Here is a 21,201-nt window from a genome sequence, read left to right on the forward strand (position 1 = left end):
GGTCACGCCTCGGCGCGGGCCAGCGCCAGCTCCAGTACGACGAGCAGCGCGTCCCGCACCGAGCCGCGTTCCCGGGCGTCGAAGACGACGAGCGGGGTGCCCTCGGCGACGTCGAGGGCCCAGCGGACCTCATCCAGGGTGTGCTCCACCTTCCCGTCGAAGGCGTTGATGGCCACCGCGAACGGGATGCCCTTGTGCTCGAAGTAGTCGACGGCCGCGTAGCAGTCGTCCAGCCGCCGGGTGTCGACGATGACGAGCCCGCCGACCGCGCCCTCGACGATGTCGTCCCACATGAACCCGAACCGCTCCTGTCCGGGCGTGCCGAACAGATACAGCTTCAGCGTCGGGTCGATGGTGATGCAGCCGAAGTCCATCGCCACCGTGGTCGTGGTCTTGCACGGGGTGTGCGTGAGGTCGTCCACGCCCGCCGCGACCTCCGTGATGGCCGCCTCGGTGGTAAGCGGCTCGATCTCGGAGACGGAGCCCACGGCCGTGGTCTTGCCGACGCCGAAGCCGCCCGCGATCACCATCTTGACCGGCAGCGGTGGCCGTACGGCGGCCTGCGTGCCGCGGACCAGCGGTTCAGTCGGTGTCACGGAGTTCCCCTCGGGAGTCGGGGACGGCACGGAGGCCGTCGATAACCCTGCGCAGGACGGAGGCGTCGTGGGTGGCTTCGACGTCGGGCACGTACACCGCCAACTGCCCGGCGTCACGCAGATCCTCGGCCAGCACACGCACCACGTTGAGATGCAGCCGCAGCCGGGCCGCCAGCTCCGCGATGGACTGCGGCAGACGGCAGGCGGCGACGATGTCGTGCTGCTCGAAGGAGAGCCGGCCGAGCGCCTCGAGCCCCGCGGTGGTGGCCACCACCTGGGTCTCGACCGGCATCGCCCGGCCGGGGGCGCTGTCCGCCACCCGGCCGGCGGTGACCAGGAACGGCCGTACGGCGGGGGCGGGGCCGACCGGGTCAGGGCCCGGTGGCGGGGAGCCGTCCGCCATGGCTGTGTCGCTTCCTTCCTGGACCGGGCGTCCGGTCAGCGCGCCGACACGGAGCCGACGGTGTTCTTCAGTTCGAGCACGAGCTGCGGGCTGAGCGCGGCACCGGCGCGATTGGCGAACACGGTCATCTCGTAGGCGATGTTGCCGAGCTTGGCCTCCTTGTCGGCGACCACGCCGAGCACGGCGCCGTTGCCGATCGCGGAGACGATGACATGGCCGCCCTCCAGATCGATGATGACCTTGTTCAGACCGCCCAGCCCATAGTTGCCCGAGGCCCCGGCGGCCAGGCTGGTGATGCCGGAGACGATCGCGGCCAGCCGCTCCGAGTGCGCGCGCTCACGCAGCTCGGACACGGCGATCAGCAGCCCGTCGGACGACACGGCGATGGCGTCGACGACGCCGGCGGTCTCGGTCGCGAATCGGTTCAGCAGCCAGTTGAAGTCGGCTGCGGCGGCCTGCAGGTCGGTCGGCGTGGTGCCGCCCGTCGGGGTGTCACCTGTCGACGTGCTCACTGCTCGGCTCCTTCCGGAAGGTGGTTCTCGTCCTGCGGGGGGTTCGTGGTCTGCGGGGCGGCCGCCGGACCGGCCTCGCCGCCGGGGCGGGCGAAGTTCCCGGTGTCGCTGTCGCGCTGGGCGCGCTCGACCGCCGCCTCGAACTCGTCCAGCGCGCTGCGCACGGCCTCCGCGTCCCGCTCCCGTGCCTCTTGCGGCAGGACCTGCGCGGCACCGGCGGTGGTCCGCAGGGTGGCCCCGCGGACCCGGCGGCGCAGGGGACGGGAGCCGTCCTGTGCGGGTGGCGTCCCGGTGCGTGCGGCGGGCACGAGCGGGGTCTTCCCGTCGGTCACCGGTGACTCGCGGCGGGGGAGCCGGCGGGGAAGCGAGCCGGAGTGTTCCGGGTCTGCGTCCGGGGATGCGGCACGGTCCTCGGCGGTGGCCGAGGGCATGGGACCGGAGACGGCCGGGGACGGGGCCTTCGCCGCCGTGGCCACGGAGGCACCCACGGCGGCGGGCGCACCGCCGCCGACCGGCGCCGGGTCCGTCCCACCGCCGGCCGAGTCCGCCGCCGAACCGCCGGAGGCATCCGCCGTCACCGGGCTCATCGTCAGCAGCAGTGCCGCGGGAAGCTTCACCTCGGCCGTCACACCGCCGCCCGGGGTGCGGGTCAGTTCGACCCCGATGTCCCAGCGGCGGGCCAGGGCGCCGATCACGAAGAGGCCGAGGACCTTGGTGGGCACCACGTCCAGGCGCTCGCGGCGGATCAGACGGGCGTTCTCCTCGGCCAGGCGCTCGGGGCTCATACCGAGTCCGTGGTCGGTGATCACGACGTACGCGGCCTCGTCGGCGGAGCGGACGGTGACCTCGACCGGGCTGCCCTCGGGGGAGAACGACACCGCGTTCTCCAGGAGTTCGGCCACCATGAGGGTCAGGTCGCCGATGATGTCCGGCTCGACCACGGCGTCCGTCCCGGCGTACAGCCGCACCCGCTGGTAGCCCTCGATCTGCCCGAGCGCGGCCCGCACGACGTTGGTCAGGGCCGTGGGCTCCGCGTCCAGCGCCGTCTCGCGGATGCCGGCCAGCAGCATGAGGCTGTCGGCGTTGCGCCGCAGACGTACGGCGATGTGGTCGATGGAGTAGAGGCGTTCCAGCAGGGCGGGGTCGGTCTCCCCCCGCTCGACGGCGTCGATCAGCGCAAGCTGGCGGGTCGTCAGATTGCTGACACGGCGGCCCACGTTGCCGAACATCTCGGCGACGTTGCGCCGGCTGAGCACCTGACGCTCCAGCAGCGCTGCGGCGGTCGTCTGCACATTGTCGAAGGCCTCGGCCAGGTCGCCGATCTCGTCCCGCGCGGTGACGGGCATGCCGCGCAGCCGGGGCGGCCCGTCGTCCTCGGCGTCGTCGTCGGCCACCCGGGCCAGCTCCCGGCCGGCCACGTCGGCGACCTCCCGTGCGGCGCCCGTGAGGGACTGCACGGGGCGGATGACCGAGCGGCGGACCAGCACGGAGAAGGCGAGCCACAGCGCGAAGCCGACCAGTGTGCCGCTGAGCAGCAGGAGTGCGCGCCACTGTGCCGCGTTGGAGGCCTGGTCGGCCCGTTCGGCGATGTCCCGGATCAGCGAGGTGGTGATCTTCAGCCGGGCGGCTGCCTGGTCCGGGTAGTCGGGGAAGTCGCTCAGCGCGTCCTGCACCGCCTTGTGGATCTCGTCCTGTGTCCCGGCCTCCAGTTGCGTGGGGTCGATCTGCAACTCGGCGAAGGACTCGGCGATGCGCTGCTGCGCGGGGGTGTGCTCGATCCCCGCCAGCTTGCGGGCCTGGTCCGGTGTGGCGAACCGGTTGAAGCGGTCGGCCTGGTGGGAGTAGAGGTCGTAGGCGCCGACCGCGTTGGTGAACTCGATCAGGGCGTTGGTGTCACCGGTCGACGCCGAGAACACGCTGGTCTCGAAGGCGCCGTGGGCGGCGTCCGCGCGCAGCAGGGAGTCCAGCAGGTTGCCGGTGAAGGTGGACGCGAGCGAGGTGTTGCGGTCCAGCCCGAGTCCGTCGATCACGCCCTTGGCCGCGGAGGTGTAGGCCGGGTCGATGTTGTCGGCCGGCAGATAGCCCCGCTCGACGCTCTGCCGCAGGCTGGAGAGACCCTCGACCTCCCTGAGCGCCTGCGTCTCGGTCTCCGGCAGCCGCTCGCCGAAGGTGTCGCGCACCGTCTCGACCTGGTCGTCCACCGCGTCCTGGGCCGCGCGGTAGGCGGCCAGGGAGGGCCTGGAGTAGCCGGACTCGAAGCGCGCGGAGAGCAGGATGGCCTGCTGGTGCTCCGCCTCCACGCGGTCCACCAGCCGGGCCACCGTGGCGCTGTCGCGGACGACGCGCGCCGCCGACTCCGCGGTGTTCGACTCCTCGATCAGGTCGCTGACGAGGTAGGACAGCAGGACGGCGATCACGGCGAGCGGCACGCCGACGAGCAGGTTGAGTTTGCGCCGGAAGGGCCAGCGGTCGGCGAAGCCTCGTGGGTCGGCCCGCTCCGGGCGGGCAGGCCGGGCGGGCGCGTCCACCTCGTTCGTGGACACCGGGCCTCCTTGGTCGGGGTGTCTCCACCCGAACTGATGCGTAACGACACCGAAGCGGGCCCCGTGCACCGCTGTGACCGGTATCAACTGCCGCGAGACTACAGCGTCCTTGAACGTCCAACCGGCTCGCCTTTTATCAAGAATCCGTTACAAAGGCACCGCTCTTCATCCACAACTTGCCACGGATCGAATCCAATCGGTGACCAAGAGGCACTTGACTGACGGAGAACTGGCTGGATTGGATCAGTGAGTGCTGTTCCCGGCGCTGTGTCCAGCGCTGCTCCCTCCACCCCACCACCTCTGAGTCCGGAACGGGAATCGTGACTGCCACCACCCACACCAGCAGGTCCATCCGGAGACACCGAGGCGCGGCGGTGGTCGCGCTCGCCGCGGCTACGGCCTTGCTGGCGGGCTGTTCCTCCTCCGACGACAAGGCCGGCGACCCACTCAAGCAAGACGGCGGCAAGGCGAGCGGCGACACCGTCGTCGTCGGCTCCAACAACTTCGCCGAGAGCATCCTTCTCGCCGACATCTACGGCGAGGCCCTGAAGGCCAAGGGAATCAAGGTCAGTTACAAGCCGAACATCGGCAGTCGTGAGACGACCTACGGCCTGCTCAAGAACGGCTCCGTCTCGGTCCTGCCCGAGTACAACGGCGCCCTGCTGGCCTACCTCGACTCCAAGGCCGCCCCGAAGACCGTCGAGGCGACCACCTCGGCCATCGAGGCCAAGCTCGACTCCAAGCTGACGCTGCTCGATCCGGCGCCGGCGCAGGACAAGGACTCGGTCACGGTCAACGCGGCCACCGCGAAGAAGTACGACCTCACCGACAAGTCCTCCATCTCCGACCTCAAGAGCGTCGCCAAGGACCTGGTCATCGGCGCCTCGCCGGAGTTCCAGACCCGCCAGCAGGGCCTGGTCGGCCTGAAGTCCGTGTACGGCCTGGAGTTCAAGTCCTTCAAGGCGCTCGACGCGGGCGGTCCGCTCACCCAGGCGGCGCTGAAGAAGAACACCGTGCAGGCCGCGGACATCTTCACCACGGACCCGACGATCGCCAAGGAGAAGTTCGTCGTCCTGCAGGACACGGAGAACCTGTTCGGGTTCGAGAACGTCCAGCCGCTGGTCTACAAGGGCGCGCTCTCCCAGAAGGGCGTCGACGCGCTGAACGCCGTCTCCGCCAAGCTCGACACGGCGACCCTGCTGGACCTGGACACCCAGGTGCAGTCGGAGAACAAGGACCCGCTGGACGTCGCCAAGGCCTGGCTGAAGTCCGCCGGCCTCGGCTGACGTTCCGCAGGTGGGCACGACCCACGACGACGACTCGACGCGGGTGCCCCCGGATGCCGGGGACACCCGCGTCGTGCTCGACGGCCGCGGACTCGACGTGCCCGGACTCGTCCGGCTCGCCGACGCTGCCGCCGAACCCGTCGTACCGCCCGAGGCCCTCGACCGGGTCCGCCGGGCCCGGGAGGCCGTCGACCGCCTCGCCGTGCGTTGCGCCCGAGTCGAGTGCCTCCGGCCGTTCCCGCGTTCACCGTCGCGGCCGCCGCCCTCCCGCCGGGCACCGAGGACCGCCCGCTCACGGGCGATGTGACGACTGCGATGGAACTCCTGCCCGTGCTCGCCGGGTTGTGAGGGTTTTCGCCGTCGACGGCCCGTCCGATGGAAGAAATCCACCACCGCCCGGCCGTGGTTGGAGCCCCCCTGCCTCCCGCTCGCACGCTGGCCCCTGACCGGCCCTGCCCGGTGCCGGAGTGCCCTGCGTGTCGAGAGGAACCAACCCCCATGACCACGGAACGTGTACGACCACCCGCCGACCCGCCCGCCTACCGATGGCGGTGGCCGGCGCTGGTCGCGCTGTTGCTCGGTGAGGCGATGAACCTGTTGGACGCGACCGTCGTCCAGGTGGCCGCGCCCGCCGCCCACGCCGATCTCGGCGGATCGGTCTCGGACATCCAGTGGTTCGGGACGGCCTACACCCTGCCGTTCGCGGTGCTGCTGATCACCGGCGGTCGGCTCGGCGACATCGCGGGCCGCCGACGCGTGTTCGTCCTCGGCGTCATCGTCTTCGCGGCCGCGTCCGTGGCCTGCGCCCTGGCGCCGACGGCGGGCCTGCTCATCGCCTTCCGGGCGGTGCAGGGGGCCGCGGCGGCCGTGATCATCCCCCAGACCATCGGGCTGATCAAGGCGATGTTCTCCGGTGACGAGATGGCCCGGGCCCTGGGCAGCATCGGACCCGTGATGGGAGTCGCCGCCGTGTGCGGTCCCGTCCTCGGCGGCGTGCTCACCCACGCCGACCTGTTCGGTTCGTCCTGGCGCGCGGCGTTCCTGGTGAACGTCCCCGTCTCCCTGGTCGTCCTCGCCCTGTCCCCGCGGCTGCCGGAGAACCGTGCTCCATGCCGCCCCGCGCTCGACGTGCCGGGCACGGCCCTCGCGGCGCTCGGCACCGGGCTCGTGGTGTACCCGCTGATCGGCGCGGACGTCCTCGAACTCCGGGCGCGGAGCTGGGTGTTGGTCGGCAGCGGCTTCCTCCTCCTGACCGGCTTCGCGCTGCACCAGCGCCGGGTGGCGGCCCTGGGCGGCAGCCCCCTGCTGGAGCCGAGCCTGTTCGCCCACCGTGGCTTCCCGGCCGCGCTGGTCACCTCGATGGCCTTCTTCGCGGTGACCAACGGACTGATGACCGTGGTGGTCCTGCAACTGCAACTCGGCGTGGGGACGGGCGTGCTGGCGGCGGGTCTGAGCCTGTCCCCGTGGTCGGTCGGGCTGGCGGTCGCCTCGTGGCCGGCAGCGGCCCGGCTGGTGCGGCGATTCGGGCGCCGGGTGATGCCGTACGGGCTCGGCGTACTCCTGACCGGCCTGCTGGCATGCGCGGCGGTCTATCACTGGGCCGACCCCGTCCGCTATCCCCGCCCTCTCCTCCCCGCCCTGGCCCTCGTCGGCCTCGGCGCCGGCCTGTTCACCCCGGCCTTCTTCACCCTCGCCCTCAAGCCCCTGCGTCCTCAGGAGATCGGCTCGGCCGCCGGGCTGCTCAACGCCGTGCAACAACTCGGTGCGACCTTGGGCGTCGCGGTCCTCGGGAGCGTGTATCTGAACGGCGCGAGGACGGGGCATCCGCAGGCGGCGGCCGGGGCGGCGCAGGCCGCGTGCTGGGTCGCGGTCGGACTGGTGGGGGTGACGTGGATCGCGAGTTCTCGTTTCGCGGGTCGACCGCAGGCGGGGTTGACCTCAAGTCCACTTGAGGCAGGAGGCTCCGATCATGACCACGCAGACGGATCACGCAGAGATCAGCATGCTCGTTGACCGGCTCTTCCAGGCCCTGGACGAACGGAAGTTCGCAGCGGACCGGGCACGCGACTTCCTCACGGGCGACGCGCGCATGGAGACCCCCTTGGGGACGTCCCAGGGAACAGAGGCCGTCCGCGCCACCGAGGAGGCGCTCGGACGCTACGACCGCACGCAGCACATCGCCTCGGGGATCATCACCGATGTGGACGCCGCGGCGGAGCGGGCCACCGCCTCGTGGAACGCCCTGATGACCCACGTCCATCATGACGCCACGCTCCGGGAGCGCGGTGGTGAGGCCGACCCTCTGTTCACAGTGGGCGGCCGCTTCGAGGCCGACCTTCGCCGCACCCCCGACGGCTGGCGCTTCAGCCGGGTGGCCGTCCGGCCGATCTGGACGAAGGGAGAGCCGCCCCTGGGCGTCGGCGCCCAGTGACCTGCCCAGTGACGTGTCCGGACGAACCGGCCTGGCCGCGGCCGGCGGTGCCAATGCGCCCGCCGCGGGCGAGGTCCGTGAGTGCCGGGCTCGCCGCCTTGAGCGTGCGCAGGACCGAGCTGGTCTCCAGCGTGCGGATGGCGTCCAGCGCCCCGACCCGCCGCGTCAGATACCGGTGCAGGTCTGCGGGGTCCCGGCACAGCGCCTGGGCCACCAGATTCGTCGGCCCCGTGGTCGCCGCGACGAACGCCAGCTCGTCGTGGTCCGCGAGGGCCGTCGCCACCGCCTCCAGATCGGCCGGCCGCACCGCCATCCACAGCAGCGCACGCGTATGCACCCCGAAGAGCCCGGCGTCCACCTCCACATCGAAGAACACCCCGGCGCCGGCCCGCAGTTCGGCCAGCCGACGCGCCACCGTGGCCGCCGACCACCCGGTCACCCGCGCCAGCTCTCCCTGCCCGGCCCGTCCGTCCTTCTCCAGCGCGGCCAGCAGCTCCGCGTCCCGCGGACCGGGTCGGCGCACCTCCTCGGCGGGCTCCGGACACCCGCGCAGCTCCGCCTGCTGCTCCGCGTCGAGCGTCTCGGCGCTGCGCCGCCAGTTCGCCGGTCCGCCGAGATAGGTGTGCAGCAGACAGTGCGCCGACACCGCGGTTATCCCGCCGGTGCGCGGAATGTCCCTCAGCAACAGGGAGTTGCCCGCCGCTTCGTCCGTCGGCGCGTGGATGACCGCCGTGATCTCGGTCCCGCCGGAGGTGAGCTTCACCCACGAGGTGTCCGGCCGCCGCACCAGAGCCGCCGCGATGTCCTGCGCGGAGCGCGCCGTGGCGGTCAGCCGGACCAGCCACTGCGTCCGCCCGGCCCGGTGCGGATCGGCCAGGCCCACGACCCGCAGCCCCGCCTCGGTGCGCAGCCGCCGATAGCGGCGGGCGACGGTCTGCGCCGAGACACCCAGCACGGCGGCGATCCGGCTGAACGGCGCACGCCCGTCGATGTGCAGCGCATGGATCAGGGCACGGTCGAGATCGTCGAGCATGCCCCCATCCTCGCGGCGGCGGCGTTCGGCCGGCGACCTAGACTGGTGCGGCTCGCACAAGCGGTGGAGGGCGTTCCGTACAGTTCCGTACAGGTCCGTACAGGTCCATGCAGGAGGACGACAACGGTGATGCCGGTCGGCAGCGGCTTCGAGGACCCCTCCGCCGAGGTGCTCGCGGAGGCGGCCGCGGCCTTCGGCCTGCTGGCCTCGCCCGCCCGGCTGCACATCGTGTGGGCGCTGGCCCAGGGCGAGAGCGACGTCACCGGCCTCGCCGAGCGGGTCGGCGGCGCGCTGCCCGCGGTCAGCCAGCACCTGACCAAGCTCAAGCTCGCGGGACTGGTCCGCTCCCGCCGCGAGGGCCGCCGCCAGGTCTACTTCGTCGACGATCCGGACGTGGTGGACGTCGTACGGCTCCTGGTCGGCCGCCTCACCGACCGCGCCACACCGGCCGGGACCCCGGCGCGCCGCCTCCGTGGCCTCTGACACCGCGCTCCAGGTGCTGCGGCGCCTGGACACGGGCCCCCGCGGGCTCACCGACGCCGAGGCAACGGCCCGGCTGACGGCGGTCGGCGAGAACACACCGTCCCGCGCGCACACGACGTCCTGGCCCCGGCTGTGCGCCACGGGTCTGCGTGACCCCTTCACGGCCGTACTGCTCTGCCTCGGTCTGGTCTCGGCGCTGGTCGCCTCCTGGGGCACCGCCGCGGTGATCCTCGCGCTGGTCGCGGTCAGCTGCGCGCTGCGGGCCGGCGGCGAGCACCGCGCCGACTGACCGCGCTGGGCGTCACGGTGAAGATCCTCACCGGCGACCATCCGGGCACGGCGGCCCGGGTCTGCCGCGACCTCGGACTCGCACCGGGTGCGGTGCGGGTGGCAAGGGACCCCGAGGACAAGGCCCGCGTCGTCGCCGGGCTGCGCGCGGCCGGGTACACCGTCGGCTTCCTCGGGGACGGTGTCAACGACCTGCCCGCGCTACGGGCGGCGGACGTCGGGATCGCCCCGCGGACGGCCGTCGACGTGGCCCGGGAGGGCGCCGACGTCGTACTCGCCGAGAAGGACCTCACCGCGATCGGGCACGCCGTCACCGCGGGACGGCACAGCAGCGCCAACATCGCCTCGTATCTGCGCGTCACCCTGTCCTCGAACCTCGGCAACGTTCTCGCGATGCTCGCGGCAGGTCTGCTGCTGCCCTTCCTGCCGATGCTCCCGGCCCAGGTGCTCGCCCAGAACCTGTGCTTCGACGCGGCGCAGCTCGCCTTCGCCCACGAGCGCCCCGACCCGGCGGCGCTGCGCCGCCCCACCGTGCTGCGGCCGCGCTCGTTCCTGCGGTTCATCACGGGGTTCGGGGCGCTCAACGCGGTCGCCGACCTCGCCACCTTCGTCGTGCTGGCGCTCGCCCTGCGCGGCCCCGACGCGCTGGACGACCAGGCGGTCTTCCACTCGGCCTGGTTCACCGAGGACCTGCTGACCCAGGCCCTGGTGATGCTGCTTCTGCGCACCGGCCGCCGCCGTGCGGCCGGGAACCGGCGGCCCGGACCGGTCGGTGTCGCCGCCGCCCTGCTCGCCGCCGTCGGCCTGTTGCTGCCACCGAGCCCGCTGGGCACGTCCCTCGGCATGACCGGCCTGCCCGCCGGCTGCAATCCGCTGCTCGCCGTCGTCCTCGGCCTGTACGCCCTCGCCCTTACGGCGGCCCGGGCGCGCCGTGAACGGCCTCAGCCGTAGGTCAGGTTCGAGCAGGGGTTGTCGTCCGCCGAGCGGGCTCCGTTCGCCACCGCGGACGGGACCGACGCAGGGGTCGCAGAGGCGGAGGGGGAGGCGGAGGCGGAGGCGGCGTACGACTGCCCGAGGACGACGTTGATCCTGGCCGCCCCGATGGGTTCGAGCCGGGCGCCCGGGAAGACCTGGGCCACGGTCCGCGCCTGCGCCGCCAGGCCGGGGCCGTACTCGACGACCGTGGTGGCGTGGTCCTGGGCGGTGGCCGTGGCGGTGCCGGTGACCGTGAAGCCGTCCGCGGTGAGGTCGGCGGCGCCCCGGGCGGCGAGTCCGCGCACGGTGGTGCCGTTGTAGACGGCGACGTCGATGCCGGAGCCGGAGACCGGGGCGGCGGAGGGGGAGGGGGACGCGGAGGCCCGGGCGCTCTGCTTTCCGCCGGCGTTCTTGCCGTCGATCGTGCGGTCGGCCCTGAGCGCGGCCCACAGGGCGCTCGCGTCCGGCTCCACGACGGCGACGCGCGAACCCTCGTACCGCCAGGGGACGGTGTCGAACTTGGTGTTGTGCAGGTCGATGTCCCTCAGCGACATCGCGAAGGAGACGAGCTTGTCGGCGGTGCCGAGCCCGGTGTCCACCGTCAGCGACCTGGTCGCGGCGTCGGCCAGCGGCAGCAGCTTGGTGGGGGTCAGCCCCTTGCTCTTGATCTCCTTCAACAGGCTTGCCACGAAGGCCTGCTGGCGTTTGATGCGGCCGATGTCGGAGCCGTCGCCGATCCCGTGCCGGATGCGCACATAGTCCAGGGCCCGCTGCCCGGACACGGTCTGCGCGCCCTTCTTGAACAGCAGATTCCCGCGGGTGGTGCGGTGAGGGTTGAGGTCGTTCTCGTACACGTCGCCCGGCACACACACCTTGACGCCGCCCACCACCTCGGTCAGGGCCGCGAAGCCCTTGAAGTCGACGACGACGGTGTGGTCGACACGCAGTCCGGTCAGCTTCTCGATGGTGTTCTGGGTGCAGGCGGGGTTGCCCTCGTCGGTCTGTCCCACGGAGAAGGCCGCGTTGAACATCGTGTCGGCCCGGGCCTTCGTCCAGCTGCCGTCGGGGAGTCTGCAGGGCGGAACGGTGACCAGGGTGTCGCGGGGGACGGAGACCGCGAGCGCGTGCTTGTGGTCGGCATATATGTGCAGCAGGAAGGTCGTGTCGGAGCGGCCTATGTCGTCCTTGCTGCCGCCGCCCAGGGCCGCGTTGCCGTCGGTGCGCGCGTCGGAGCCGATGACCAGGACGTTCTCGCCCTTGGACGAGCCCGCCGGGGGACGGTTGTCGGAGAGGCCGTCGGAGTCGAACGTGTTGATGTTCCCGTTCAGCTTCAGATACAGCCAGCCGGCCCCGCCCCCGACGAGCACCAGCAGGGACAGGCAGACGGCGAGCGCGATCCGTATCCGGCCGCCGGGGCGGCGGTGCCGCTCCCTGCTCCTGCTGGCGATGGTCATCGACGCCCTCTCACGGTCTCAACCCCTGGTTGTACAGTTGCGCAATGTAGCAACCATCGGTGAGTGGGAAACGTAAGAAAGAGAGGATGCGGTCATGCTCCGCAACGGACTGGAACCCTGGCACCTGCTGATCGTCGCGGTCGTGTTCATCGTGCTGTTCGGCTCCAGGAAGCTGCCCGACACGGCGCGGGCCCTGGGCAAGTCGATGCGCATCCTCAAGAGCGAGGCGAAGGCGATGAAGGGCGAGAACCCGGTGCCGGTGACGGACACCGCGGAGCCGCCTGCCGCAGCGGGCTGACACCGGCGGTTCCGCTAACATCCGGACCGTGCCGGCTTCCGAACCCACCATTCTCGCCACCTCCGGCGGACACCGCGCGGGCGGCCGGACCATGGTCGAGTTCGACGCGCTGGTCCGTCACGCGGTGGACCTCTCGGGCGTCCACGGCCGTCCGCCGCGCGTCATGTACGTCGGTACGGCGATCGGCGACGCCGAGCACTTCACGGCCCGTATGTCGGAGGCGGCGCGGGTGGCGGGGTTCGACCTGACCCCGCTCCACCTCTTCCCGATGCCCAACCTGGACGACGTCGAGGGCGCGGTCCTCGCGCAGGACGTCGTCTGGGTCATGGGCGGCTCGGTGGCCAATCTGCTGGCCGTGTGGCGGGTGCACGGCCTGGACCGGATCATGCGCCGGGCCTGGGAGGCGGGAGTCGTGCTCAGCGGGGTCAGCGCCGGCTCCATCTGCTGGTTCCGGGGCGGCACCACCGACTCCTTCGGCCCCGAACTCCGCCCGCTCACGGACGCGCTCGGCTTCCTCCCCTACGGCAACGGCGTCCACTACGACACCGACCGGGGCCGCCGCCCCCTGGTCCACCGTCTGGTCGCCGACGGCACCCTGCCCACCACCCACTGCACGGACGACGGCGTCGGCCTGGTCTACCGGGGCACGGAACTCACCGAGGCGGTCACCGAAATCCCGGGCAAGGGCGCGTACGTCGTCCTACGGGACGGCAACACAGCACTGGAGAAACGCCTCGAGCCCCGGCTGCTGCCGGGAGTGTGAGCCGCGCAGGCCGGGAGCGGTCCGTCGGTCCGACCGGCCGAGCCGCAGGCTCACGCCGGTTCGCCCGTGCCCTCCGCCAGGGCGGGGGCCGTTGCCCTGGCCGCCTCCTTCTTGCGTCGGCGGCGGCTCACCCGGGGCTTCTGGTCCGGGAGCCAGCCGAAGGTGAGGCAGCTGCCGATGACGCCGAGGAGGAGGCCGAGGAAGAAGCCGCCGAGGTTCGAGGTGAGCCAGGTGGCCAGGGAGGCCAGGACACCGATGAGGGAGTAGAAGATCCGCTGGGCGGGGTTGAACAGGGTCAGCAGGCCGCACAGCAGCATCACGGTCGGCAGGAGATAGCCCGCCAGGCCCTGCATGCCGACGTGCATGACGACCTTCATCGACGCCTTCATGGTGAGCAGGACCTCCGCCCCGCCCAGGGCGAGCAACAGCCCGCCCCAGAACGGACGGCGAGCCCGCCAGCGCCGGAAGGCGGGCCTCATCCCCTGCGGTGACCGCTCGGTCATCAGCAAGCCGAATCGCTGAAGCGGAGCTTCAGCCCCGGCAGCTTGAACACACCGGCGGTGGTGGCGTAGTTGGTCTGCCGCAGATCGCCGATGTGCACGGTGTCGGCCTGCTGGCTGAAGACGCCGATCGGGCCCTTCACCCCGGCCTTCGTCAGCGTGCTGGCGTCGTTGCCGATCTCGATGTTGTCGAACGCGGCCTCGCCCGACAGCTCGGTGGAGTCGGTGGTCAGGTCGGTCGCCGTCACCTTGTCCTTGCCGCCGCCCGCGGTGATCTTCAGGTTGATGCCACCGAGGTCGACGCTCTGGCACAGCTTGGTGAGCGTGGCGTTCTTGATCGCGGAGGTGACCACCAGCACCTGCCCGCCCGTGTCACCCGTGTTGGGGCTTCCCTCGGCCATGTTGTCGAGGTTGCCGAACTGCTCGAAGCCGGTGCCGTCGAGGTTGGTCGCCGTGACCGTGAACGGCATGCCGGATATGGCGAACTGGACACCCAGCGCGCCCTGAGCGGTGAGCACCGCGAGGCCCGCGGCGACCAGGGTGGCCGGCACGGCCATCACGACGGCTCGGCGCAGCCGGACCCGGCCACGTCTGTCAGTACCTTCGGTGTTCTCCCCGGAACCGCTTTCCGGGTTCTCGGGGATGTTGTCGACGGACGAGGCCATCTCTGCTCCCATGGGCAAAATCAACGCGGTTTGGGCTTCAGTGGCACGTTGTCCTGGCGCGGACAGCGGCTGCCGCGCACGACTCCTCACAACTCCCGGCGATTGCAAGGGCTTTCTCGTTACGCGTCAGTAGCCGACGAGGAAGTTACCGGGGGTTACATTTCACGGTCAAGAGAGTTGTGAAAAAAGAGTGTTGAATGTGGTTCAGTTGTGCGCCGACCTTGAACTCCCTTGATCGGCCTTGACGTTGACGGACGCTCAGGTCTACAACTCTCCCTGGTTTCCCTCGGATCCGTGGCGCCGGATCCGCCGCCGCGGCATCGGCCGCGTCCCGGCCCGAACCCCCTTCTCTCCCTTCACCGCTCCGCATCAGCGCGGCAACGCCACGGTCGGTTTCCCCTCCCGGTTCGTGCCCGGCCGCCCCCCACCCGGCCCGGCCGGAGGCCTCTCCCCCCGAAGTCTCCGGCCGGTGTCCGGTCGGCTGCCGTTGCCGGCCCATCACGTACGGAGAAGGCGTGACGGACCGGCAACGGCCGGCGGCGCACGCGCCCCCACCCACCTCACCTCACACAGCCCCCCACCCAAGGAAAGAGGCACCCGCATGCGTACGCGATCCCTCCTCGCCCTCGCCGGAACCGTCGTCGCCCTCACGGCCGCGGCCACCGTCCCCGGCTCCGCGGACGGCGCCGTGCTCACCACGGGCGGCACCGGCGGCACCGCCGTGGCGGTCGGCGATGTGCTCACCGCGCCGCTGGCCGGCGGCAGCAGCGCGACGCTCTACTCCAGCGCGACCGGCACCAGTGGAGTCACCTGCACGTCCTCGACGTTCACCGCCACCGTCACGGACAACCCCGCCGCCCCCGGCACGGCCACCGAGTCGGTCAACGCGCAGACCTTCGACAGCAGCAGCTGCACGAGCAATGTCCTCGGTGTCACCGGCGTCACCAGCATCACGGTCGACAACCTGCCGTACGCGACCTCGGTCGCCTCCGACGGCACCCTCACCGTCACCCCGGCGAGCGGCTCCACCATCCGGACCACGGTCAAGCTGAAGACCCTGCTGGGCAGCATCACCTGCGTCTACCAGGCCGCCGGCCTGACCGGCAAGGCCGACAACACCGACAACAGCATCGCCTTCACCAACCAGCAGTTCACGAAGAGCTCCGGCTCCTCGCTCTGCTTCGCCAGCGGCTTCTTCACCGCGAAGTACGCCCCCGTCAGCGACGCGGGCGCGGCCGTCTACGTGAACTGACGTCCCGCGCCCCGGCGTTCAGCGTCGGCGCAGTCGCAGCACGAGGGCGGCGCCCCCGGTGAGCACCAGCACCGCGGCGGCGCCGCCCGCCACCAGTGGCGCGGAGGGGCCCGAGCCGGTCGCCGTGTCGGAGGCGACCGGCGTACTGTCGGTGGTGGTGCCCTCGGCCGACTGAGGGGCGGCCGCCGTCCCGGCCGCCGCCGGGGCCGAAGGGGCCGCGGCGCTCTTCGAGGGCGTCGAAGGGCTCGGCTCCGCGCTCCTCGACGGCCCGGCGCTCTCCCGCTTCTTCGCCGGCCCGGCCGCCCCGCCCGACGCCTTGGCGGACTTGGTGAGCACCACGTCGGAGCACGAGTAGTAGGTGTCCGGCGTGCTGCTGTTCTGCCAGATGGTGTACAGCACCTGACGTCCCGTCCGGTCCGACGGCAGCTTCGCCGTGATGTGGTACGCCCCGTTCGTCAGAGCCGGGTCGGTGACCTGGGCGAAGGGCTGCGCCGGCAGGTCGGACCACCGCAGCGGTTCGGCCGGATCGTAGCCGGGCTTGGTCAGATACAGCTTGAACGTTCCCGTGTGCGCGATCGTCGAGGCGTACGTCATCGTCAGCCGTCCGCCCGGCGCCAGTTGCGTTGACGGCCAGTCCGTACGGGCCAGGTCGAGGCCCTTGTAGGCGGGCAGTCCTCCGCTGCACAGCTTGCCGTCCGGAATCAGTTGCCGGTCCCGGCCGTTCACTCCGGCCACCCGCAGGTTGTCCCACGCGACGAAGGACGTGCCGTTCGCGGCGATCGCCGCCCGGCAGGCCGCCGTCGAGGCGCTGCCGCCGCTGGGGGAGCAGGCGTACACCCGGCTGACCGGATCCGTGGGCGCGCCGTGTGCCAGGGCGGGTTCCGCCGCCCACAGGGAGAGCAGGGCCGAGGCCGCGACGGCGGCCCCCGTGACCCTGAGGTGTGCGGTCATCCGAGTCATCAGGGCGTCTCCTCGGCCGGCGCTGGAACGGTCTGCTCCGTGCAGTACGCAAAGGGCACCCGTCCCGTTCACGTCACGGCCGCACTTCGAGGTGAACGTCAACGCCGCCTGCACGGCGAACGCCTCCAGCGAGACCGCGAACGGTACCCGGAGCCGCGTGTCCAGGTCGCCGCCGCCCAGGACGCGGGGACGCTCACCGGCTGCAGGCTGACCTTCTGATCCAACTCCGGTCGCCCATGGGCCGGTCCGTGCGTCAATGCACCGACCGGCCCGTCTGTTTTGAGGTACTGTCGAGGGCCCATTGAGAACGGGCCGCCCGCCTCGTATCGTGGCGATCACCGGTGCGGCGGCCCGTCGGCCGCCAAAGCCTCCGGAAATACGGGAGATGTCGAGGGAGGGACGCACTTTGACTTCGTCCGTTTGTCGGGGCTCGATGGTGACGACGGTCGTCCGCACATCAGTTACACGTGTCGACCACCCGCTCCGCACACCCGGCTCCCGTTCTCTCAGGGTGAGCTATCGTATGCGAGGGGTAAAAAACAAACGGCACGTCCCGTTCGTTTCCGGCCGCAAGGAGTGTCCAGTCGATGGCGAGGCAGTTACGCGCCGAGCAGACCCGAGCAACGATCATCACAGCCGCAGCCGACCTGTTCGACCGTCATGGCTATGAATCCACCAGCCTGAGTGACATCGTCGAACACGCCCAGGTCACCAAGGGGGCGCTGTACTTCCACTTCGCCGCCAAGGAGGACCTGGCGCACGCCATCATGGAGCTCCAGTCCAGGGCGTCGCGGCAGGTACTGAGGGAGGTGGAGAGCCGCAGCTGCTCCTCGCTGGAGTCCCTGATGCGCACCACGTTCGGGATCGCCCGGCTCGCCGTCGAGGGCCCCATTCCCCGGGCGGGGCTCCGCCTGGCCACCGCGGAGGTCGCCGTACGGCCGCCGCTGCGGCATCCCTTCGCCGAGTGGCTGGACCTGGCCACCCGCAAACTCCTCGGGGCCGTCAAGGAGTCCGATGTGCACCCGGACATAGACATCGATGCCGTGGCTCACTCCCTCGTGTACTTCTTCGTCGGCACCCGGGTCGCGGGCCGCTCCCTCGAGCCCGTCGCCCGCCTGCCCCGCAGAGTCGCCGAGATGTGGCACCTCATGATCCGCGGCCTGGTCCCGGTGCCCCGCCGCGCCCGCTATCTGACACTCGCCTCGCAGCTGGAGCGGGAGATCAGAACCGTCTGAGGCGCGCGGTACGGTGACGCACATGCCCGACACCTCCGCCGCGCCCGTGATCCTCGGCGACGAACCCGGTTCGTTCCCCCACAGCGTGCTGGCCGAACGGCACCCCGCCATCATCCGGCAGGTGCGGGACGCCTTTCCGTACGGCCCCGAGCAGCACCGCGCGCTCGACGCGCTGCTGAAGAGCTGCACCGAGGGCGTGATCGAGCCGCTCCCCGCCGACGCGCCCGACCGGGACCGATGGCGGGAGTGGGGCATGGACGCGTACACGGGCCGGTCCTGGTTCGACGTCCCCTGGCTGTGGTCCGAGAGCCACTTCTACCGCCGGCTCCTCGACGCGGTCGGTTTCTTCGGGCCCGGCGCCTGGCAGGGCATCGACCCCTTCCGCCCTTTCAAGCTCGCCGAACTCGACGCCAAGGAGACGGACGAGGAGCTGGCCGCGCTCGACGCCCTGGAAGACGGTCCGGCCGACGAGCGGGCGCGGGCCCTGCTGCACGGCTCGCTCTGGGGCAACCGCGCCGACCTCGGCTTCCGGCTGTCCGACGCCGGTGCCGAGGCCAAGGAGGCCGTGCCCGCCCTGGTCGCCGACGACACTGAGACCCTGTGGTCCCTGCTCCCGCCCTCCGGCGCGGGCACCCTGTGCCTGGTCGCGGACAACGCGGGCCGCGAGCTCGTCCCGGACCTGCTGCTGATCGCCCGCCTGCTGGCCGAGGGGCGCGTCGGACGGGTCGTGCTGCACATCAAGCCGTACCCGTACTACGTCTCCGACGCCACGACCGCCGATGTGGTCGACGCCCTGCGCCGGCTCACCTCGGCGCCGGGCACGGCGGCCGCGTACGGGCGGCGCCTGTGGTCGGCCCTGGCCGACGGCCGCCTGGCCGTACGCGCCCACCCCTTCTCCTGCGCCCCGCTGCCGTACCCGGATATGCCCGACGACCTCCGCGCGGAGTTCGCCGCGGCCACGCTGACGGTCTTCAAGGGCGACCTCAACTACCGGCGCCTGGTGGGCGACCGGCTGTGGCCCCCGACCACGCCCTTCCGGGACGTCACCGCCTACTTCCCCGGCCCGGTCGCCGCCCTGCGCACGCTCAAGTCCGATGTGATCACCGGCCTGGACCCGGACACCGAGGCGGCCCTGGTCGCCGCCGAGGGGCAGCGCTGGCGCACCGGTGGCACCCATGCACTGGTCCAGGTCAATCCACGTACAGCGGAAGCGACTTGAGCCCGTTGATGAAGTTGGACACCAGGCGCTGCGCGGGCCCGGCCAGGCGCGGCGCGGGAAGCACCCGCAACGCCTCCTCGTACAGCATCCGCAGCTGAAGCCGGGCGAAGTGGGCGCCCAGACAGACGTGCGGACCGTCCCCGAAGGACACGTGCGGATTGGGCGTACGGGCCGGATCGAGGCGGTCCGGGCCGCTGAAGGCCCGCTCGTCGCGGTTGGCCGAGGCGTGGAAGACGACCACCTTGTCACCGGCCCGGATCTTCCGCCCGGCCAGCTCGGTGTCCTGCGCCGCGGTACGGCGGAAGGTGAGCACCGGCGGATGCCAGCGCAGCAACTCATCCACGGCGGTGGCGAGTTGTACCTGGCCATCGCACAGCATCCGATACGCCTCCGGATGCTCCGCCAGCGCAAGCAGCCCGCCCGGAGCGGCGCTGCGCACCGTGTCGTTGCCCGCGACGGTGAGCAGGAAGAAGAACATCTCCAGCTCGGCGCCCGTGAGTTCGGCGTCGTGGGCGAGCGTGGTCAGCACGTCGTCGGCGGGGTAGCGCCGCTTGTACGCCGCCAGCTGCCGGGCGTAGTCGAACATGTCCCGCAGCATGGCGGGCGACCGAGGATTGACCGGCCTGCCCTCACCGTCCAGCACCGGGGGACCGGCCTCGTCCGGGTCCTGATAGCCGATCACCCGCTGTGTCCAGTGCAGCAGCAGCCTCCGGTCGCTCTCCGGGACGCCCAGCAGGTCGGCGAGGTTGAGCAGCGCGTACTCGTCGGTGACGGCCGTGACCAGGTCGACCGTGCCGTCCGACGTGCGGGCCGTCTCCAGGGCGCCGGCGAGCAGCGTGCGTGCCCGCTCGTGCGCGACGTCCGCGAACCGGTCGACCCGCCCGGGGGTGAACGCTCGGCTCACCAGCCGCCTCAGGCGCCCGTGCTGCGGCGCGTCCTGATTGAGCATCATGCTCCGGATGAACGGCAGGTCCTCCGGGTCCGGATCCCGGATCTGGGTCGCCCCGATGTACGACGAATACGTCGCCGAGTCCTTCAGCACCCGCACCACGTCCGCATGCCGGGTCACCGCCCAGAACCCGGGCCCGGCCGGCCAGCCCAGCACCTCGGGCTCCTCCTGCCAGGCCACGGGGTGGTGGTCGCGCAGGACGCGGTAGTCGTCGTACGGCACCCCGGACGCGTAGCGGCGCGGATCGAAGACGTCCGGAACGGGGGGAGCGTGGCGCACGCTCACGCCGTCCCGCCCTTGCCGGGACCGTCCTCGCGCAGGAAGTCCTCGACCACCCGGATCAGCTCCAGCGGGGTCTCGTCCATGGCATAGTGGCCTGCGCTCGCCAGCCGCCGCAGCTCCGCGTACGGGTAGCAGGACATCCAGGTCTCCTGGACGAGCCCGGGTGACAGGGCAGGGTCGAGCTCCCCGGCCACGGCGAGCGCGGGCACCTCCGAGCCCTCGACGTCGGCGCGGAAGTCGTCGCCCGCCCATGAGTCGAGCCAGGCGCGGAACGCCTTGGCGTCGCTCCGCGCCAGCGAGGTGTCGACCATCCGGTCCAGCCAGGCCGCGGGACGGCGGCCGCCGGTGGTGAAGTCGATGATCGTGCGCCGGTTCTCCGGCCGGTGCGCCGCGTCCGCGAACAGCTCCCACTGCTCGCCGGGCAGCGGCAGCCCCGAGGCGGGCACGGGGGAGACGCCGACGATCCGGCGCAGCCGGTGCGGGGCCACGGCCAGCAGCCGCTGGGCCACCGCGCCGCCCATCGAGTGCCCCACCACCGAGAACCGCTCCCAGCCGAGGCGGTCGGCCAGCTCCACCAGGTCCTGCGCCGCCTCGGCGGTGGTGTACGCGCCCACGGCATCCCTGGCCCGCCCGTAGCCGCGCAGATCGACCAGTGCGTAGGTGAACGTCTCTCGGTCCAGGTCCGGCAGGACGGCCGCGTAGGCGGAGCGATCGGCGAACCAGCCGTGCACGGCGAACACCTTGTGGGTGCCGTCGCCGTGCACCTCATGGGGCAGCACGAAGGAGGTCATGCGACCACCGTGACCCGCGGACGGAGGCTCGGCAAGAGCGCGGACGGGGCGTGCCGACGAGCGGCCACGCGCCGGCCGGGGGCCGGGACACCGCGGAGTTCTCGACCGTCGGGTCCCGTTCGCCGGGCGCGGGCGCGCGGTGCGGACGAACAGCCGCGGTGGAGGAGTTGTGGCGGGGCAAGGGGAAGCCGCGGCTCGGCGTGCTGCCGTGGACCGCGGGAGGCCCGTCCGTGTGGATCGGTGGCCGGAGCGACGAGGCCCTGCGCCGGGCGCGGGCGCGCCG

23 protein-coding genes and 2 pseudogenes are annotated in these 21,201 nt (G+C 71.8%); 14 read left to right on the forward strand and 11 right to left on the reverse strand.

Annotated features, from left to right (window positions below; genetic code table 11):
* Positions 1-2: 2 nt before the first annotated feature.
* From Q8A52_RS16800 to Q8A52_RS16815, 4 genes are read right to left on the reverse strand one after another with little or no spacing between them, the layout of a single operon-like run.
* Positions 3-596: a GTP-binding protein gene (locus Q8A52_RS16800; RefSeq protein ID WP_316752828.1), complete on the reverse strand. Its 594-nt coding sequence runs from the start codon at positions 594-596 to the stop codon at positions 3-5.
* A complete protein-coding gene (locus Q8A52_RS16805) occupies positions 583-999 on the reverse strand; it encodes a DUF742 domain-containing protein (protein ID WP_316752830.1) in 417 nt (138 codons plus the stop codon). Before Q8A52_RS16805 ends, Q8A52_RS16800 begins: the two co-directional genes overlap by 14 nt.
* A 35-nt stretch (positions 1,000-1,034) precedes the next feature.
* A complete protein-coding gene (locus Q8A52_RS16810; RefSeq protein ID WP_316752833.1) occupies positions 1,035-1,511 on the reverse strand; it encodes a roadblock/LC7 domain-containing protein in 477 nt (158 codons plus the stop codon).
* Positions 1,508-4,054 carry a sensor histidine kinase gene (locus Q8A52_RS16815; RefSeq protein ID WP_316752835.1) on the reverse strand — a complete coding sequence of 849 codons (2,547 nt, stop codon included), beginning with the start codon at positions 4,052-4,054 and terminating at the stop codon, positions 1,508-1,510. The genes Q8A52_RS16810 and Q8A52_RS16815 overlap by 4 nt, the downstream gene beginning before the upstream one ends.
* Positions 4,055-4,374: 320 nt before the next feature.
* Between Q8A52_RS16815 and Q8A52_RS16820 the strand changes: the two genes are divergently transcribed.
* The 4 genes from Q8A52_RS16820 to Q8A52_RS16835 all read left to right on the forward strand — a co-directional run bounded on the left by Q8A52_RS16820 (position 4,375) and on the right by Q8A52_RS16835 (position 7,771).
* The gene (locus tag Q8A52_RS16820) at positions 4,375-5,340 is read left to right on the forward strand and encodes an ABC transporter substrate-binding protein (RefSeq protein ID WP_316752837.1); all 966 of its coding nucleotides are present in this window, start codon (positions 4,375-4,377) and stop codon (positions 5,338-5,340) included.
* Between the two features lie 10 nt (positions 5,341-5,350).
* Positions 5,351-5,647, forward strand: a complete 297-nt coding sequence (locus Q8A52_RS16825; RefSeq protein WP_316752839.1) for a hypothetical protein — start codon at positions 5,351-5,353, stop codon at positions 5,645-5,647.
* Positions 5,648-5,838: 191 nt separating this feature from the next.
* Positions 5,839-7,353, forward strand: coding sequence for an MFS transporter (locus tag Q8A52_RS16830; RefSeq protein ID WP_316752842.1), 1,515 nt, complete (start codon positions 5,839-5,841; stop codon positions 7,351-7,353).
* Positions 7,310-7,771 carry a nuclear transport factor 2 family protein gene (locus Q8A52_RS16835; protein ID WP_316752844.1) on the forward strand — a complete coding sequence of 154 codons (462 nt, stop codon included), beginning with the start codon at positions 7,310-7,312 and terminating at the stop codon, positions 7,769-7,771. Before Q8A52_RS16830 ends, Q8A52_RS16835 begins: the two co-directional genes overlap by 44 nt.
* Here the strand turns inward: Q8A52_RS16835 and Q8A52_RS16840 are convergent.
* Positions 7,704-8,804, reverse strand: a complete 1,101-nt coding sequence (locus Q8A52_RS16840; RefSeq protein ID WP_316752846.1) for an Lrp/AsnC family transcriptional regulator — start codon at positions 8,802-8,804, stop codon at positions 7,704-7,706. The genes Q8A52_RS16835 and Q8A52_RS16840 overlap by 68 nt on opposite strands.
* 129 nt (positions 8,805-8,933) lie before the next feature.
* On the opposite strand from Q8A52_RS16840, the gene Q8A52_RS16845 reads away from it, so the two are divergent.
* From Q8A52_RS16845 to Q8A52_RS16855, 3 genes and pseudogenes are all read left to right on the forward strand, one after another.
* On the forward strand, positions 8,934-9,287 hold the full coding sequence (locus tag Q8A52_RS16845; RefSeq protein WP_316752847.1) for an ArsR/SmtB family transcription factor: 354 nt from the start codon (positions 8,934-8,936) through the stop codon (positions 9,285-9,287).
* 13 nt (positions 9,288-9,300) lie between these two features.
* Positions 9,301-9,576, forward strand: coding sequence for a cation-transporting P-type ATPase (locus Q8A52_RS16850; protein WP_408649212.1), 276 nt, complete (start codon positions 9,301-9,303; stop codon positions 9,574-9,576).
* A pseudogene (locus Q8A52_RS16855) lies at positions 9,573-10,526 on the forward strand (HAD-IC family P-type ATPase); the annotation flags it as partial. The gene Q8A52_RS16850 and the pseudogene Q8A52_RS16855, both read left to right, overlap by 4 nt.
* On the opposite strand, the gene Q8A52_RS16860 reads toward Q8A52_RS16855, so the two are convergent.
* Positions 10,517-12,004, reverse strand: coding sequence for an LCP family protein (locus Q8A52_RS16860; protein WP_316752852.1), 1,488 nt, complete (start codon positions 12,002-12,004; stop codon positions 10,517-10,519). The pseudogene Q8A52_RS16855 and the gene Q8A52_RS16860 sit on opposite strands and share 10 nt — an antisense overlap.
* Before the next feature lie 94 nt (positions 12,005-12,098).
* Between Q8A52_RS16860 and tatA the strand changes: the two genes are divergently transcribed.
* Complete coding sequence (gene tatA, locus Q8A52_RS16865; protein WP_316752856.1) at positions 12,099-12,302, forward strand: Sec-independent protein translocase subunit TatA; 204 nt, start codon at positions 12,099-12,101, stop codon at positions 12,300-12,302.
* A gap of 28 nt (positions 12,303-12,330) precedes the next feature.
* Positions 12,331-13,065, forward strand: a complete 735-nt coding sequence (locus Q8A52_RS16870) for a Type 1 glutamine amidotransferase-like domain-containing protein (protein WP_316752859.1) — start codon at positions 12,331-12,333, stop codon at positions 13,063-13,065.
* A gap of 50 nt (positions 13,066-13,115) precedes the next feature.
* Here Q8A52_RS16870 and Q8A52_RS16875 read toward each other — a convergent pair whose 3' ends face one another.
* A complete protein-coding gene (locus Q8A52_RS16875) occupies positions 13,116-13,568 on the reverse strand; it encodes a DUF6114 domain-containing protein (protein ID WP_316752863.1) in 453 nt (150 codons plus the stop codon).
* Entirely contained in the window at positions 13,568-14,230 is a 663-nt protein-coding gene (locus Q8A52_RS16880) for a DUF6230 family protein (protein ID WP_316753239.1), read from the reverse strand. The genes Q8A52_RS16875 and Q8A52_RS16880 overlap by 1 nt, the downstream gene beginning before the upstream one ends.
* Positions 14,231-14,831: 601 nt before the next feature.
* On the opposite strand from Q8A52_RS16880, the gene Q8A52_RS16885 reads away from it, so the two are divergent.
* Positions 14,832-15,482, forward strand: coding sequence for a Tat pathway signal sequence domain protein (locus Q8A52_RS16885; protein WP_316752865.1), 651 nt, complete (start codon positions 14,832-14,834; stop codon positions 15,480-15,482).
* An 18-nt stretch (positions 15,483-15,500) separates the two neighbouring features.
* Here Q8A52_RS16885 and Q8A52_RS16890 read toward each other — a convergent pair whose 3' ends face one another.
* On the reverse strand, positions 15,501-16,442 hold the full coding sequence (locus tag Q8A52_RS16890; protein WP_316752867.1) for a lytic polysaccharide monooxygenase: 942 nt from the start codon (positions 16,440-16,442) through the stop codon (positions 15,501-15,503).
* A 39-nt stretch (positions 16,443-16,481) separates the two neighbouring features.
* On the opposite strand from Q8A52_RS16890, the gene Q8A52_RS16895 reads away from it, so the two are divergent.
* The 3 genes from Q8A52_RS16895 (at position 16,482) to Q8A52_RS16905 (ending at position 18,896) form a co-directional block, all read left to right on the forward strand.
* On the forward strand, positions 16,482-16,661 hold the full coding sequence (locus Q8A52_RS16895; RefSeq protein ID WP_316752870.1) for a hypothetical protein: 180 nt from the start codon (positions 16,482-16,484) through the stop codon (positions 16,659-16,661).
* Between the two features lie 368 nt (positions 16,662-17,029).
* Positions 17,030-17,677, forward strand: a complete 648-nt coding sequence (locus Q8A52_RS16900) for a ScbR family autoregulator-binding transcription factor (protein WP_316752873.1) — start codon at positions 17,030-17,032, stop codon at positions 17,675-17,677.
* A 22-nt stretch (positions 17,678-17,699) separates the two neighbouring features.
* Entirely contained in the window at positions 17,700-18,896 is a 1,197-nt protein-coding gene (locus tag Q8A52_RS16905; RefSeq protein WP_316752875.1) for a damage-control phosphatase ARMT1 family protein, read from the forward strand.
* On the opposite strand, the gene Q8A52_RS16910 is transcribed toward Q8A52_RS16905, so the two are convergent.
* Together Q8A52_RS16910 and Q8A52_RS16915 are read right to left on the reverse strand one after the other, a co-directional pair.
* Entirely contained in the window at positions 18,868-20,130 is a 1,263-nt protein-coding gene (locus Q8A52_RS16910) for a cytochrome P450 (protein WP_316752877.1), read from the reverse strand. The two genes, Q8A52_RS16905 and Q8A52_RS16910, sit on opposite strands and share 29 nt — an antisense overlap.
* The gene (locus Q8A52_RS16915; protein WP_316752880.1) at positions 20,127-20,918 is read right to left on the reverse strand and encodes an alpha/beta fold hydrolase; all 792 of its coding nucleotides are present in this window, start codon (positions 20,916-20,918) and stop codon (positions 20,127-20,129) included. Before Q8A52_RS16915 ends, Q8A52_RS16910 begins: the two co-directional genes overlap by 4 nt.
* 50 nt (positions 20,919-20,968) lie before the next feature.
* Here Q8A52_RS16915 and Q8A52_RS16920 point away from each other — a divergent pair.
* Positions 20,969-21,201 (forward strand): annotated as a pseudogene (locus Q8A52_RS16920) (hypothetical protein); the annotation flags it as partial.

Source organism: Streptomyces herbicida (assembly GCF_032656585.1).
Lineage (GTDB): Bacteria > Actinomycetota > Actinomycetes > Streptomycetales > Streptomycetaceae > Streptomyces > Streptomyces herbicida.

Coding starts and splice junctions, on each gene's coding strand:
- Q8A52_RS16805 (WP_316752830.1), bottom strand. CDS start 999: ATGGCGGACGGCTCCCCGCCACCGGGCCCTGACCCGGTCGGCCCCGCC.
- Q8A52_RS16830 (WP_316752842.1), top strand. CDS start 5,839: ATGACCACGGAACGTGTACGACCACCCGCCGACCCGCCCGCCTACCGA.
- Q8A52_RS16835 (WP_316752844.1), top strand. CDS start 7,310: ATGACCACGCAGACGGATCACGCAGAGATCAGCATGCTCGTTGACCGG.
- Q8A52_RS16840 (WP_316752846.1), bottom strand. CDS start 8,804: ATGCTCGACGATCTCGACCGTGCCCTGATCCATGCGCTGCACATCGAC.
- Q8A52_RS16845 (WP_316752847.1), top strand. CDS start 8,934: ATGCCGGTCGGCAGCGGCTTCGAGGACCCCTCCGCCGAGGTGCTCGCG.
- Q8A52_RS16860 (WP_316752852.1), bottom strand. CDS start 12,004: ATGACCATCGCCAGCAGGAGCAGGGAGCGGCACCGCCGCCCCGGCGGC.
- tatA (WP_316752856.1), top strand. CDS start 12,099: ATGCTCCGCAACGGACTGGAACCCTGGCACCTGCTGATCGTCGCGGTC.
- Q8A52_RS16875 (WP_316752863.1), bottom strand. CDS start 13,568: ATGACCGAGCGGTCACCGCAGGGGATGAGGCCCGCCTTCCGGCGCTGG.
- Q8A52_RS16880 (WP_316753239.1), bottom strand. CDS start 14,230: ATGGCCTCGTCCGTCGACAACATCCCCGAGAACCCGGAAAGCGGTTCC.
- Q8A52_RS16885 (WP_316752865.1), top strand. CDS start 14,832: ATGCGTACGCGATCCCTCCTCGCCCTCGCCGGAACCGTCGTCGCCCTC.
- Q8A52_RS16890 (WP_316752867.1), bottom strand. CDS start 16,442: ATGACTCGGATGACCGCACACCTCAGGGTCACGGGGGCCGCCGTCGCG.
- Q8A52_RS16900 (WP_316752873.1), top strand. CDS start 17,030: ATGGCGAGGCAGTTACGCGCCGAGCAGACCCGAGCAACGATCATCACA.
- Q8A52_RS16905 (WP_316752875.1), top strand. CDS start 17,700: ATGCCCGACACCTCCGCCGCGCCCGTGATCCTCGGCGACGAACCCGGT.
- Q8A52_RS16915 (WP_316752880.1), bottom strand. CDS start 20,918: ATGACCTCCTTCGTGCTGCCCCATGAGGTGCACGGCGACGGCACCCAC.